At 69.5% G+C, this 14,465-nt stretch carries 11 protein-coding genes; 4 read left to right on the top strand and 7 right to left on the bottom strand.

The features are described 5' to 3' along the window. Positions 1-60 precede the first annotated feature (60 nt). From ACOJUJ_RS15810 to ACOJUJ_RS15800, 3 genes are all read left to right on the top strand, one after another. A complete protein-coding gene (locus tag ACOJUJ_RS15810; protein ID WP_420127861.1) occupies positions 61-1,428 on the top strand; it encodes an MFS transporter in 1,368 nt (455 codons plus the stop codon). Positions 1,429-1,898: 470 nt separating this feature from the next. Beyond that, positions 1,899-3,755 (top strand): ABC transporter ATP-binding protein, encoded by a 1,857-nt coding sequence (locus ACOJUJ_RS15805; protein WP_420127860.1) that lies wholly within the window; start codon positions 1,899-1,901, stop codon positions 3,753-3,755. Positions 3,756-4,070: 315 nt separating this feature from the next. Continuing rightward, positions 4,071-5,201 (top strand): tetratricopeptide repeat protein, encoded by a 1,131-nt coding sequence (locus ACOJUJ_RS15800; RefSeq protein WP_420127859.1) that lies wholly within the window; start codon positions 4,071-4,073, stop codon positions 5,199-5,201. Positions 5,202-5,280: 79 nt separating this feature from the next. On the opposite strand, the gene arsS is transcribed toward ACOJUJ_RS15800, so the two are convergent. From arsS to ACOJUJ_RS15765, 7 genes are all read right to left on the bottom strand, one after another. Then, on the bottom strand, positions 5,281-6,342 hold the full coding sequence (arsS, locus tag ACOJUJ_RS15795) for an arsenosugar biosynthesis radical SAM (seleno)protein ArsS (RefSeq protein ID WP_420127858.1): 1,062 nt from the start codon (positions 6,340-6,342) through the stop codon (positions 5,281-5,283). 107 nt (positions 6,343-6,449) lie between these two features. Then, on the bottom strand, positions 6,450-6,800 hold the full coding sequence (locus ACOJUJ_RS15790) for an arsenosugar biosynthesis-associated peroxidase-like protein (RefSeq protein WP_420127857.1): 351 nt from the start codon (positions 6,798-6,800) through the stop codon (positions 6,450-6,452). 191 nt (positions 6,801-6,991) lie between these two features. Next, entirely contained in the window at positions 6,992-7,651 is a 660-nt protein-coding gene (locus ACOJUJ_RS15785) for an OB-fold nucleic acid binding domain-containing protein (protein WP_420127856.1), read from the bottom strand. Between the two features lie 546 nt (positions 7,652-8,197). Beyond that, positions 8,198-9,004 carry a DUF5715 family protein gene (locus ACOJUJ_RS15780; protein WP_420127855.1) on the bottom strand — a complete coding sequence of 269 codons (807 nt, stop codon included), beginning with the start codon at positions 9,002-9,004 and terminating at the stop codon, positions 8,198-8,200. Positions 9,005-9,153: 149 nt separating this feature from the next. After that, complete coding sequence (locus ACOJUJ_RS15775) at positions 9,154-11,595, bottom strand: transglycosylase SLT domain-containing protein (protein WP_420127854.1); 2,442 nt, start codon at positions 11,593-11,595, stop codon at positions 9,154-9,156. Positions 11,596-11,889: 294 nt separating this feature from the next. Next, positions 11,890-13,185, bottom strand: coding sequence for a type II toxin-antitoxin system HipA family toxin (locus tag ACOJUJ_RS15770; RefSeq protein ID WP_420127853.1), 1,296 nt, complete (start codon positions 13,183-13,185; stop codon positions 11,890-11,892). Further along, positions 13,182-13,478, bottom strand: coding sequence for a helix-turn-helix transcriptional regulator (locus ACOJUJ_RS15765; protein ID WP_420127852.1), 297 nt, complete (start codon positions 13,476-13,478; stop codon positions 13,182-13,184). Before ACOJUJ_RS15765 ends, ACOJUJ_RS15770 begins: the two co-directional genes overlap by 4 nt. A gap of 266 nt (positions 13,479-13,744) precedes the next feature. On the opposite strand from ACOJUJ_RS15765, the gene ACOJUJ_RS15760 reads away from it, so the two are divergent. Further along, positions 13,745-14,465, top strand: a 721-nt coding sequence (locus ACOJUJ_RS15760; protein ID WP_420127851.1) for a hypothetical protein, incomplete at its 3' end; no start/stop codon positions are given.

The raw sequence follows: 14,465 nt of genomic DNA, 5'->3' as shown, positions 1-14,465 counted from the left end.
GGGTCCCCGGGGCGCGCGCAATATCTGAATCGTTGTTCATCAATCCAGAATCGGAGCAGGATGGCAGGCCTTAGAATCAAATCGAGTGTGTTCACCCGCCGTGAGTGGCTGCTGCTGCTGGTGCTCACGGCGGTGCAGTTCTGCCACATCCTGGACTTTGTGCTCATGATGCCGCTGGCGCCCATGCTCATGCGCTCGCTGCACGTGTCCGCGCGCGAGTTCGGGCTGCTGGTCTCGGCGTACACCTTCGCGGCCGCGGCGTCCGGGCTGCTGGCGGCCGCGTTCATGGACCGGTACGACCGCAAGCGCATGCTGCTGTTCCTGCTGGCCGGCTTTGGCGTGGGAACGCTGCTGTGCGGACTGGTGGACGACTACTGGCTGCTGATGGCCGCGCGCGTGGTCGCGGGCTCGTTTGGCGGCGTGCTGGCGGGCGTGGTGTTCGCCATCGTGGGCGACTACATCCGCCCGGAGCGCCGCGGCACCGCCATGGGCGTGGTGATGGGCGGCTTCAGCGCGGCGTCGGTGCTGGGGCTGCCGTTCGGCCTGTCACTGGCGGAGCGGGGCGCCTGGGAAACGCCGTTCCTCTTTCTGGCCGCCGTGACCGCCGTGGTGTTTGTGATCGCCGCCGTGGCGCTGCCGTCCATGCGCGGCCACCTGACGGGCCGCCGCAGCGACGATCCGTCGCCATTCAGCGAGCTGCTGGCGGTCGCGCGTGAGCCGCGGCACGTGCGTGCCTTTCTGCTCACCACCGCCATCATGTTCTCCGCCTTTACGGTGGTGCCGTTCCTGAGCGCCTACCTGGTGGAGAACGTGGGGATGCCGGAGACCCGGCTGGACCTGATCTACCTGGTGGGCGGCATTGGAACCATCGTCACCGGGCCGTTCCTCTGGGGCCCGCTGGCGGACCGCTTTGGCCACGCGCGCGTGTTCATGCTCGCGGCCATGCTCAGCATCATCCCCATCACCGCCGTCACCAACCTGCCGCGCGTGTCGATGCCGGTGATCCTGGTGGTGACCACGCTGATGATGGTGATGGCGTCGGGGCGGATGATCTCCGTCACCGCGCTCATCACGGGCGTGGTAGAGCCGCGGCGGCGGGGCAGCTTCATGACGCTCAACTCGTCCATCCAGCAGGGCGCGGCGGGCGCGGCGGCGTTCGTGGCCGGCCTGCTGATCGGCGGGGGCGAGGGGCAGCCGCTCACGGGGTACAACACCGTGGGATGGGTGGCGATCGCCGCCACGCTGCTCACGCTTGCGCTGGTGGGCACGCTGCGGCAGGCCACGGTGCCGGTGCAGCACTCGCCGTTCGAAGGCGCCGGCGCGCCGCCGCTCGCCGAGCCCATGGAGGCGCCGCAGGAGCCGTCCAACGGCAAGCCCCGCCGCCGCTCCGCCGACCGCCGCCCCCACGCCGCCGCCGCGGAGGACTGACCGCGGCCAGCGTATGCGGCGGGTGAACGCCGGACGAATGCCGGACCGGTGATTCAGCGGGCCTCGCTCCGAGGCGGTTGATGGCGTCGCGGTTCCGACCGGGAACGTGCGGTCCGTCCGCGGGAGCGAACAAATTCACCGCTACGAGTTCGCAAAGTCCGCCTGCGCGGACTCGGCGGCCCGGCCGTGTACGGCGTTCCATGCACCTGCGCGTCCGCAACCGGTACACGGCGGAATGCACGGCGGTGAGGGAAGCGCCACGCACCCGCGGCCACAATCCGCGAAGGCGGATTTCGCGCTTTTCAGCGGCGAATGCATTCGCTCCTGGAGGCGGTGCGACGAGAGGCTTGCGCTGGTGAACGACACCTGTTGGGATCAGCCGAGATCATCCACCTACCCATTGATTTTGCTCCGCGCCCTCCGCGTCTCCGCGTGAGACTCCGGCGCGGCACCCGCACAGGACGGACGTGATGGCAGACGACGCATCCAAATCCACAAAGCCCAAGCCCCTGCGCAACCCCGAGGCGTGGCGCGAGGCCAGGCACCTGATGTGGGCGCACCGCCGGTACCTGGGCATTGGGCTGGTGCTCATGCTGGTGAGCCGCGTGGCGGGGCTGGTGCCCGCCGCCAGCTCCAAGTACCTCATCGACACCGTGCTCAAGGCGCCGGGGCGGCCGGACCTGCTGCTGCCGCTGGCGGGCGCCGTACTGTTTGCCACGCTGGTGCAGGGGGTGACCGGCTACGCGCTGTCGCAGGTCATCAGCGTCACCGCCCAGCGGGCCATCACCGACATGCGGCGGCGCGTGCAGCAGCACATCACCCGCCTCCCCATCAAGTACTTCGACAGCACCCAGGTGGGCGTGCTGGTGTCGCGGGTGATGAACGACGCCGAGGGCATCCGCAATCTGGTGGGCACCGGCATCGTGCAACTGGTGGGCAGCGTGTTTACCGCGTCGCTGGCGCTGGTGGCGCTGCTGTACCTCAACTGGGTGCTCACCCTGGCCATCGTGGTCATCCTGGCCGGCTTTGGCTTTACCATGAGCACCACGTTCAAGAAGCTGCGCCCCATCTTTCGCGAGCGCGGCCAGATCACGGCCGAGGTCAACGGCCGCCTGACGGAAACGCTGGGCGGCATTCGCGTGGTCAAGGCGTACGGCACGGAAAAGCGCGAGCAGCGCGTGTTCACCCGCGGCGCGCACCGGCTGTTCCGCAACATCGCCAGCTCCATCACCGGCGTTTCGCTGGTTTCGTCGGTGGGCACGGCGGTGATCGGCGCCGTGTCGCTGGCGGTGATCCTCATCGGCGGCCGGGCCATCCTGGACGAGACGATGACGCTGGGTGACCTGTTCGCCTTTGTCTTTTTCACCAGCCTGCTGGCCGCGCCGGTGATGCAGATCGCCTCCATCGGCACGCAGGTGAGCGAGGCGTTCGCGGGGCTGGACCGCATTCGCGAGGTGATGGCCATGCGCACCGAAGACCAGGAGGACCGCGACCGCGACCCGATGGGGCGCATCGAGGGCGACGTGCGGCTGCAGGACGTGTGGTACGAGTACAACGAGGGGCAGCCGGTGCTGCGCGGCATCAACCTGCACGTGCCGCCGGGAACCACCACCGCGCTTGTCGGCAGCAGCGGCAGCGGCAAAAGCACGCTGGTAAGCCTGGTGATGGCGTTCAACCAGCCCACGTCAGGCCGCGTGCTGATCGACGGGCGCGACCTGGGCGAGCTCAAGCTGGCCGACTACCGCGCGCAGCTGGGCGTGGTGCTGCAGGAGAACTTTCTGTTCGACGGCACCGTGGCCGACAACATCCGCTTCGCCCGCCCCGACGCCACGCGCCCGGAAATCCAGGAGGTGGCCCGCATCGCCAACGCGCACGACTTCATCAGCGAGTTTCCCGAGGGGTACGACACCGTCGTCGGCGAGCGGGGGATCAAGCTGAGCGGCGGGCAGCGGCAGCGAATCGCCATCGCCCGCGCGCTGCTGGCCGACCCCCGCATCCTCATCCTGGACGAGGCGACGTCTTCGCTGGACAGCGAAAGCGAGTACAAGATTCAGGAAGGCCTGCGCCGGCTGCGGCAGGGGCGCACGGCGTTCGTCATCGCGCACCGCCTGTCCACCATCCGCAGCGCCGACCAGATCGCCGTGCTGGAGGCGGGCGAGGTGGTGGAGCGGGGCACACACGCGCAGCTGATGGCGCTGGGCGGCCGCTACCGCGAGCTGCACGACCGCCAGTACGCGCTGGAAAGCGACCGCTTCATCAACCCCGGCGAGGACTTTACGCCCGATCCCGACTTCGCGGCACCCGCGGCCGCGGCGGGCGACGACTGAGGGCGGAACGGATTGCACGCGGAGGCGCGGAGAACAGAAGAGGCGCGGAGGATGGCATCCTCCGCGCCTCTTCTTTCATTTCCGCGGCTCCGCGTGATGCTTTTCGTCTTTGATGGATGTGCGTGCGACACCTGATCGACATTTTATGGTTGACCCATGCCGGAAACGAGAGTATTCTGAGGCTCGCGGTTTCCCTCCCTACGACCCGGCTTCGATCCTCCCCGGCCCCTCCTCGCCGCAACGCACGCACACCTGCAGCCGCCGCGCCCTCAGTTCGCCCGCGAGAACCCTCACGTTTACCTCGTTCATCCACCAATGCGCCGATTGATCTTCTTCTGTACGCTGATGGCCGCGTGCGCCGTCGCCGCCGCTCCCGCCGGGGCGCAGCAGGCACCCGAGCGCCCCAACCTGGGGCGCGGGGCAGATCCCGATGACTGGGAGGCGTACTTCGAGTACGGCGAGCAGCAGTTCGAGCGCTTTCCCGCGCGCGCGCAAGCCGCGTTCTACTGGGCGGCGCGGCTAGACCCCACGCGCGCGGAGCCGCTGTTCGCGCAGTGGGCCACCTTCTATTCGCGCGACTGGGGAACGTGGCTGTCGTACGTGTACGAAGAGCCGCGTACGTTCGAGCGCGCCGACGTGATCGCCAACGAGGCGCTGCGGCGGGCGTCGTACTACCGCAACCCGTTCGTGCACCGTGGGTTCGAGGCGGGGCTGTGGTCGCGGATGGGGCGCGAGATGCGCTGGGACGGCGCCGCCACCGCGTTCATGAACTACGGACGCGGCGACTTTGGCCAGGCGGCGGCGGGCTTTGGCCGGGTGGTGCGTGCCAACCCGGTGGCCAACGTGCGCTTCCGTCAGTGGCGCGCGCTTTCGTTCGTCGGCGCCGGACAGCTGGACAGCGCCGCGGTGGAGCTGACGCACCTTCTGGAGACGCTGCGGACGCAGGACCGTGCGACCCTGGGCTACTACGAGTCCAAGGCCATGTACGAGTATGGGCTGGGGATGCTGCACGAGGCGCGCGGCCGGCACGCGGAGGCGCGGCGGGCGTGGGAGCGCGCGCTGGAGGAGGACCTGTCGATGTACCCCGCCCGCGCCGCGCTGGCCCGCGCCGCCCTGCGCGAGCGCAATCGCACCGAAGCCGTGGAGCACATGGCGCAGGCCGTGGAACTCGCGCCGAATGACGCGGTGATGCACTACGAGCACGGCAACGCCCTCGTGGCCGCCAACCAGCGTGACGAGGCCATCGCCGCCTTTCAGCGCGCCCTGCAGCTGGAGCCGCACTGGGCGGAGCCGTACCTGCGCCTGGGCGTCGTGTTCGACAACGCGGGCCAGACCGCGAAAGCCATCGCGATCTACCGCGCCTACCTGGACCGTGCCCCACGCCGCCACGCGCCCACCATCCAGCGCATCACCGAGCGCGTCGCCGCCCTGCAGGCCGGCGGCTGACGCGTGGAACCGGAACACAGAAGGCCGGCACCCTTCCCCGGGTGCCGGCCGTTCGCGTTCCACCGTCAATCGAGGCGCCCTACGCCGTCGCGCCGCCGCAGCTGGATCCGGCGCCCGCGGTGCAGCCATAGCAGTGCGGCCCCAGCACGATCTCGCGCCCCGCCAGTGCGTCCAGGTCAAAGTCGAACACGGTACGCGCCGCCGGGGGGTGCACCGGCAGGTCCAGCATCTGGTTAAAGTCGCAGTCGTACAGCGTGCCGTCCCACCCCACGGAAAGCGTGTTGCGGCACATCACCCCCACCGCCGCCGCGGGGTTGAACGCCGTCACCAGCCGCTCCATGTACTCGTCCAGCCGCCCGCTCTCATCCAGAAAGTCAAGAAAGCGGCTGATGGGCATGTTGGTGATGGTGTACAGCCGGTTGAAGCGGATGCCGTACAGCCGCTCCATCTGCCGCTTCCACTCCGCCTCCAGCGCGCCCTGGTCCCCCGGCAGAAAGGTTCCCACCGGGTTGGTGACCAGGTCGATCTGCAGCGCCGGGTCGCTCCCGTAACCCACGGCGTTCAGCGCGCGGAGGGCCTCGATGGATTCTTCGAACACCCCGTCGCCGCGCTGCTGGTCCGTCCCCTTCTCGCGATAGTGCGGCAGCGACGCCACCACGTGCACCCCGTGCTCCGCGAAGAACCCCGGCAGGTATGCGTAGTTGGGCAGACGGGTGATGGTAAGGTTGCAGCGGTCCATCACGTGCTTTCCCGCCGCGCGCGCCCGCACCACCAGCTCGCGCCAGCGCTTGTGCAGCTCCGGCGCCCCGCCCGTGATGTCCACCGTGGGGATGTCGGTCCCCTCGATGATTTTCAGGCAGCGGTCCATCACGGCGTCGGGCATCATCTCCGTGCGGTCCGGACCGGCGTCCACGTGGCAGTGGCGGCAGGTCTGGTTGCACTTGCGGCCCACGTTGATCTGCAGGATGTCGATCCCCGTGGCCCGCAGCGGAAACAGACCCGCCCCGTCCAGCGCCTGCTCAAACGACCGTGCGACCGGCACCCGCCCCAGCAACCCCAGCTGCGCCTGGGTAGAGGCGAGCGGAACGTGGCGCTTCTGCAGCGTGGGAAGAACCCGGTGCCGGGAAAGGGTTGACGACATCTGTGCTGATTCGGAGTTCCGTGAAGAGTGCCCGGGCCCCGGTTCAAGTGTCCAGCGGTTTGATCCCCGTACTTGATCGTTGACCCCGGGCCCTTGAACCTGTCCCCTTACATCCCCAGCCGGTCGGCGTGGTTGCGCATCTGGATGCCGTGCACCAGCGAGGCGCCGCCGCGGATGGCCGCCGCTACGTGCAGGGCTTCCGTCATCTGCTCCGTGTCGGCGCCCTTCTGCAGGCAGTCGCCGGAGTACGCGTCGATGCAGTACGGGCACTGTACCGCGTGCGCCACCGCCAGCGCGATCAGCGACTTTTCGCGCGCCGTCAGCGCGCCCTCGGCAAAGACCGCGTTGTACCAGGCAAAGAACTTCTCCGCCAGCTCCGGCGCGTCCTTGCCAATCTCGCCAAAGCGCGGCAGGTCCTGGGCGTGGTAGTAGTGGGGATGGTCGGCGGCGGTGTGCATCGGCGTTCGCGGTAGAGTGCATCGGACGGGCGAGGCCGCGCCAGTCTGCCCGGCGCGGCCCCGAAACGGTGTCTGCACACCAATGTACCGCGAAAATCCTCCTCCGCGAAGGCTCCCACGTACATTGGGCGTACGTTCTACACCGCCCGCACGATGCGGGCCGCCGCGGGAGCCTGCGGATCTTCCGCGGACTACCTGAATCGCTCCAGCTGAAAGCGCTCCCCGTTCACGTATCGGCCCTCCACGCTCACGTAGGCACCGGTGCGAAGCCGCTGGAACCGCTCGCGCACGCCGCGCCCGGCGTTTGACGGCAGCGTCACCCACACGTTGCCGCGGTCGGTCCGCAGCTGAAAGCGCCGGCCGGAGCGGTCCACCCGCTCCACGCGCCCCGCCACCGACCGCGCCTCGTAGCGGTCGTCCCGGCGGTTGCGGCGGTCATCCCACCGGTCGTCGCCGCGGCGGCGGTCGGGAACGCGATTGCGGTCGGCGACGGCGGCGTTGCGGCGCACCGTCACGTGGCGCGTGTACAGCTGGCCGCGCGAGTCGCGGCTCACGCGCATGGTCACGTAGTCGCCGCGGTCCAGCGACTCGGCCCGGTAGCGCCGGTCGCGGTCCACCACCTCGGTGCGCGAGTCGTAGCGCACGTCGGCCACGCGGCCGTTGTCGCGCCGCAGCCGAATGGTGTGGTAGCGCGAGTGTACGGCATCCACCTGGCCGCGCATTTCCGAGCTGCCGCCCCATCCTCCGCGCCCGCCGTACACGTCTTCCATCCCGTACCCGGCGCATCCGCCGGATACCGCCGCCAGCGCCAGCACGGCGCTCGCGGTCAGTCCGCGTATCATCCTGATCATCGTTCGCTTCTCGCTCTGGGGGTACCACTGAGGCCGGCCCCACCCGCGGAGACGGCACGCCAATCCCGGAGAGCAAATGCCGGCGCGCTGGTTTTTCCGCGCCGTTGCTGGATTTCTGTCGATGAGGACGATGCACCCTGTCCGGCTACGTGGACGCCCCCTGTCCGCGCCTGAAAGCCCCACAAGTGGTGATTCGATCAACTGATACAAAGATCCGGAGCATTTTCTTATCTTCCTGAAATTCATCTCACGCGGTGACACGGAATCCAGAAAAACAACATCAGAAGGTACAGAGGGACCGGGAACAGCCAGAGGAACAGAGGTAATGCGCATTCCGTCCTCTGTTCCTCTGGCTGTTGTCTGTTCCTCTGTACTCTGACCTCTGTTTCCTGTAGTCCCGACTTGAAGTGAGGTGTTTTGCCGGATCTGGTATGAGTGAGATGAGATCTGTTCTTTTGCGGATTCCGGGACACATGGCAAGAGAAAGGACGCAGAGGCGATTCGTCGCCCCTGCGTCCTCATCGTCTGCACTGCTCTGTCTCTCGTCTACCGCGTCGGGATGATCAGGATCTGGCCGGGGACAATGCGGTTGCTGCGCATGTCGTTGGCGGCGCGCAGGCGGTCGACCGTGGTGTCGTTGCGCCGCGCGATATCCCACAGCGAATCGCCCTGGCGCACGCGGTAGGTGGAGCGGCTGGACTGCGTGGAGCGGCTGGACGAGGAGCCGCTTCCGCGCGTCGCCACGCGCGTGGAGGCGCGGCCGTCGTCATCGTTCTCCCCGTCGGCGTTGTTCACGTAGCGCCGGTACTGCGTGGGGAACACGGCTACGTGAAAGTGCGGCGGACGATTCTCTTCCGTCGCCTCGATCACGCCCTGCGTTTCCAGCGAGAGCAGCGTCTGCCGCAGCCAGGACAGGCACCCCGACGCGCGCGGCTTGCGGATGTCGATCCCCATCCCGGTCGGATGAACGGAGCGGTCCGCCGAGTTGGCCAGGCGCAGCGAGGTGGGGCGCACGGCGCTGGTGATCACCAGCCGCTCGCCGCAGCGGGCGTGGTACTGCGCCGCCAGCCGCTGCACGAACATCCGCGCGCTGGGCAGCGCGTACGGGTACGAAACGCCGCTCAGCCGGTAGTGCTCGTTGCCGCTCAGGCGCACCAGGTCGCCGTCGCGCGCGGCGCCGCGAACCCCCGTCCCCGTGCGGTAGAACGTGAGGTCGTGGTTCTGCGCCTGCTGGTACATCCGCTCGATGCTGGGCCGCGAACCCCGCAGGCTCTGCGCGCCCGCCGGGGCCGCGCCCATGCCGAGCGCCGCCAGCAGCACCACCAGGGCTGTCGGTCGGAGGATTCGATTCATCGCGCTACGGGAAAGTCGGCCGGCAGGCACGGAAATCACAAGCGGGCGCCGTGCCGCACCCATGGTAAGGCGCGGGCACGGCGTCGGTCAACGGTCTACCCCGGCAAACCCGCCGGGTTTCGCTACCTGCGCGGGGGCGGCGCCGGAAGTTACGATCCGCCGGCCGAAAGCCCCGGCGAACGGCCGCCGCCGTACAGCCGGCGGTACACCACGGCGTTGCGCAGCACCACCTGCACGTACTCGCGCGTTTCCGCGAAGGGGATGCGCTCGCGGAACGCGTCGGGATCGCCGCCGTAGCCAAGCTCCCGCCGCCAGCGGTCCGCGCGGCTGGGCCCTGCGTTGTACGCCGCCAGCGCCAGGTCGCGCTTGCCGCCGTAGCGGCGCAGCTGGTCGCGCAGGTAGCGGGCGCCCATACGCAGGTTGATCTCCGGCACCGCCAGCAGGCTGGGGTCAAAGTTGCTCACCCCCGCGCCCGGCGCCAGCCACTGCCCCGTCGCCGGCATGATCTGGCTTAGCCCCGTGGCCCCCACCCACGACCGCGCCCGCGGGTTGAACGATGACTCCTGCCGCACCAGCCCGGCGAGCAGAAAGGGATCCACGTCCACCCGATCCGCCTCTTCCTCCAGCAACTCGCGGTAGGGGAAGGGAAAGACGACGCGCAGCAGCCGCGCGTCCCACTCGCCGCCGCGGCGCTCCAGCAGCGCGCGCCCCAGGCGGATCCCCTCCACCGGCTGCCCGTCGTCCCGCAACCCCTCGGCCAGCGCCAGAAGCGCGGACGGACGGCTGTCCAGCCGGCGCGTCTGCCAGTCCAGCTCCTGCTTCCACTCGTCTGTCAGCCCCGCGCGGTGCAGCGCGGCCAGCCGCTTGAGCGCACCCGCGGCCTCGCGCGCGTCGCCCGGGGCGCTGGGCCAGGGACGGTCGTTGGCCAGGGCGCGCGCCAGCGGGTCGGTTCCCATGCGGTCCGCCGCGCGGATGGCGTAGTACGACACCGGGTCCGCGGCGATGGCGGCGGCGTACATGGCCCGCGCCTTTTCGTCGCGCCCCGCTCGCTCGTGCAGCACGCCCGCGCGGTACGCCGCCTCCGCCGTCTGCGAGCCGCCGGGATAGCGGCCGGCGTACTGCTCCCACGCCGCCGCCGCGCCGGCCGGGTCCTTGTTCTTCAGCCGGCGGTCGCCCACGCGGTACAGCGCCTCGCGCGCGTCCGGCGACGCGGCCACGTCCGCCGCGCGGCGGTAGTAGCTGATCGCCACCTCCCGGTTTTCCGCCGCGTCGCCCAGCAGAAAGAGCGCGCTGCCGGCGGCGGCGGTGCCCGGGCGCTTCTCCACCAGCTTGCGCATCTCCGCCCAACCCTCGTCGCTCCCCAGGCGCACGAGCGCGCGGGCGGCGTACAGCTCCGCCTCCGCGGCCAGCGCCGGGTCCGCCAGCCGCTCCGCCGCATCGGCCAGCGCCTCGCGCGCGGGGCGAAAGTCGCGCTCTTCAAAGAGCAGCCTGCCCAGCCGCAGCCGCTCCGCGGGATCGTCCGGGGCGCCGGCGCGGAGAGCCGCCCGCAGCGCCCGCGCGGCAAGGCCGGGGCGCTTGCCGGCCTCGTACGCGGCGGCGCGGGCGAGTTCCTCGTCCGCCGTGCGCGTCCCCGGCATCTCCCCCAGCCGCGCCGCCGCGCGAGTGCGCAGCGAGCCCGGCACGCGCGCGTCCCCGGCCACCTTGCGCAGGTCCGCGCGCGCCTCGGCGTCGCGGCCGACGGCGTTCAGCAGCCGTGCGTGCTCCAGCGCGATCTCCGCCGCCTCGGACGCCGCGGCCGCGGCGGAAAGAATCGGCTCCTCGCGGCCCAGACGGTCCAGCGCGCGCGCCGTGTCGCCGCGGCCCAGCCAGAGGCGCGCTTCGGCGCGGGCCTGGCGCAGGCGCACGGGGGCGCTTGCGCTGGGTGCGGACGCCGCGCGCGCCGCGTCCGCGTCTCCCGTGCGGGCCCGCGTCTCCGCTTCCAGCGCATACATCCAGTCCGCGCCGTCCCCGCCCGCCCTGGCGGCGCGCGCGTACGCCTCCGCCGCGCCGCCGTGGTCATCCCCCCTGGCCCGCGCGCGGGCCTGGCGCGCCGCGGCTTCCATGCGGTGCTCGGCGCGGCCGTTCTCCAGGTAGCGGCGGTACCCCTCCGCCGCCGGCCCCCACTGCTTGCGCGCCTCGTTGGCCCGCGCCAGCAGGTACAGCCCCTCGCCGCGCGAGCGCTCCGCCAGCCAGTCGCGCCCCTCCAGCAGCCGGCGCACCTGGCTCCATCCGTCCCACCCCGCCGCCGCCCGCGCCGCCGTCAGCACCACCGCGTCCGGCGCCTCGGCGGGATCCTTTACGTAGCCGCGCAGCTGCTTCCACGCGGCCCACGGGCGCCCCGCCTCCAGGTTCCCCTCCGCCTCGCGCACGGCCAGCGCCATCCCCGCGTGGGTAAGCGCGGGCATGGGATCGTCCGGCACGTGTGGCGTAAGCTCTTCTACCGACGGGATGTACGAGAAGATTGCACCTTCCCCGGCGGCCGTGCTGAATGCAAGGCCGGTGGCGAGGCCGATGAAGGCCGCGTACAGGGGCGTGCGGGGGTGCTTGATCATGCGGTACTGCCACGTTGAGCGAGCGGAGACGCGGACGTACGCCGGGTGCGCCCTCATGCGGCGCGCGTGCCGTCCGTGGTGCTCCCGGCCGGGAACGAGCAGGTTCCGTTCCCTCGAAGTGCGGCCGGGACTGGAGGTTACAACGTGAACGGTCCCCGGGGGATCCGTTAGATGAACCCCGCTCCGCCACGCGGGTTCCCTCGGACGTTATTCGATAAGTAGCTACGGGTAAAAGGTTTAGCTCTGCGGAGATTGATTCCCCGCACGCCGCGCGGCATGTACGGGTGGGCTGCGTCAGTCGTGGGCACGCCGGTCCAGCACCGACAGGCACGCCGCGGCCTGCTGCCTGACGGCCTTCTCCAGCGTCTCCACCACCGGGTGGTTTATGCCTTCCGCACGCGCCGCCGCGCAGACCTCCTCCATCCGATCCGGCACGGCGTCGACGACGTCGTGAACCCGGTCCATCGCATCCGTGCCAAGGCCCATCTCCCTGACGAGCCGCTCCCAGTGTCGGCGACCGATCTTGACCAGTCGATACTCACCGCCCACGCGGAGGGCGAGGTTTGCCTTCTGCAGCGGGATGCGGCGCGGGTACGGCAGGACGCTCGCGATGTCGTAGAGGGGTGCCAGCCGGACCTGACGCGCAGCGATCAGCAGCGAAAAGTTCTTGGCGTGGGCGTCCGTTCCCCCAATCACCCAGTTCAGCGTGAGCGCCGTCAGCAGCGTGTCGAGATCTTCGTCGGCGGCGCTGGAGAAGTCGCGCAGTACCCTCGCCATCGCTCCGGCACCAGGACCGCCCTCCGCTTCGTACTTGATGCGCGGCGAAACGCTGAGGGCCTGGCAGAAGTCCTCCTGGTGAACACGGGCGATCCGTTCACCCAGCGCCACCCGATCGTACCGCTCCACCACGATCGCGATCTCTCCATCAAACCGGCGAACTTCGGAATGCGCGACCGGCATGCCCAGCGCGGCCGCAAGGCGCAGGCACAGGTGCTCGTTCTCGGCGAAGCCCTCCAGGTCACCGAGAGGCGGCTTGAGGATGTGCGTGGTGGGCGTGCGGCCCGAGGGTATGCCCCAGCGCCCGTCCTGCAGGAGCAGCGCCGTCTTGGGTTGTGCACCGGGAAGGCTGAAGTAGCCGGGATCGGCCGCGACACGCCCGGTTGCGTTGTCGGTGCGCAGCTCCCGGAGGGTCGCGGCGATCTGTGCTTCTGATACCCACCGCACCGGAGGATCGGCGTTCGCCAGCAGCTCGGCGACACGGTCGGGGCGGCAGAACTGAACGGCGCCCGCGCAGTCTTCTCCCACGTGCGCCAGCAGCGTGAATGGGTTGCGCGCGGATACGTGGAACTGGCTCCCCCAGCGCCGCAAGATCCACTCGTTGTCGGGGAGAAGACCTTCCAGGTACGGCCGGATCTTCTCATCCTCGTGCTCACGCAGGCCTACCGGCATGGACAACGACAGCGGGTACGCGCCCGGCCAGTCGCGCCATGCCTGGTCATACGTGAAACGCAGCTTCCCTTGCAGGTTCTGCTCTACGTGGCCTACCACGCGATCACCCATCAGCGTGATCAGTACCGGCGCGGCGCTCACTGCCTGCTCCCCCGCGCTCGATCGAGGATCTCTGCGAGGTCAGGAACCCAGGCTTCGCGATCATCCCCAAGCGCCATGGGCGCCGCGGCCGTGCGTACGTCCAGGTCCAGCCCCAGTGCGGCGAGTGCCTTGAGAACCAGGCCAATTTCCGCACCCGCATTGCCCCGCTCCACGCGAATCACCCAGGCGCGAGCCACTCCGATGCGCTTCGCCAGAGCGGCTTGGCTCAGACCGAGCTCCAATCGCTGATCGCGCATGCGCAATCCAAGCTCGCGTGCGTTATGGACAAGCATCAGAATCCCGGCTCATGAGCTACCTGCTATGCTGCATCCGCGTGGACGCTAGCGCACATGTACGTTAAAAGCAACACCCTGGTAGTGTGTACGTTAAATATAACATTCAATTTTATGTACGCTATGACGTACATCGTCAGGTATAGTTACTTATAACGTACATACCTCAGTCTGCCGGGTTGCCAAAGCGGTTCTCACATCCGCTAGAGCCCGGCACGGGCGTTGCCTTGATGCGTGGGCAGCCGTCATCTCCCACACCCCAGGCCATGTCCGCTCTCGACCGTCTTCCGTGGCACCCGGATCGCCGCAGGGCAAAGCGCGACGCCGATCGCCGCAAGCAAGCGCGCGAGGGCGGAGGGTGGCCCACGCTTTCGTTCTTCTGCGAGCTGCGCGGGCCCGAGCTGGTACGGCTGTTCCAGGATCCGGGGCTGATCCCGCTGCTGCAGCGGCTCAAGGCTACGGTCACCATCGGACTGGTGGACCTGAGCCGCGAGCGGGCAGAGGTGGTGCGGCGGCTGAACCGCATGGGGGTGCCGGTGGCGGCGTGGCTGCTGCTGGAAGAGGAGAGCGGCTACTGGTTCAACGCACACAACGCGCACGAGGCGTGGGAGCGCTACGGCGACTTCATCGCCTGGACGCGCACGCACGGGCTGCGCTGGGAGCGCGTGGGCATCGACATCGAGCCCAACATCGACGAGGTGCGGGCCGTGCGCCGCAGCCCGCTGGCGCTCATCCGCGCCCTGCCGCGCATCTTTCGCTGCATCGCCGAGAACCGCGAGATGTACCAGGGTCTCGTGCGCCGCATCCATGCGGACGGCTATCCCGTGGACGCGTACGTGTTTCCGTTCATCCACACGGAGCGCGAGGCGGGAACCGAGGTGCTGCAGCGCATTACGGGGATGATCGACCTGCACGTGGACCGCGAGATCGCCATGCTGTACACCAGCTTTGCGCGGCCGTACGGGGAGGGGTTCCTGGATTTCTACG

Source organism: Longimicrobium sp. (genome assembly GCF_048594345.1).
Taxonomy (GTDB): Bacteria; Gemmatimonadota; Gemmatimonadetes; order Longimicrobiales; family Longimicrobiaceae; genus Longimicrobium.
The sequence above is the reverse complement of the archived record's forward strand: the minus strand, read 5'-3'. Positions and strand labels throughout refer to the sequence as shown.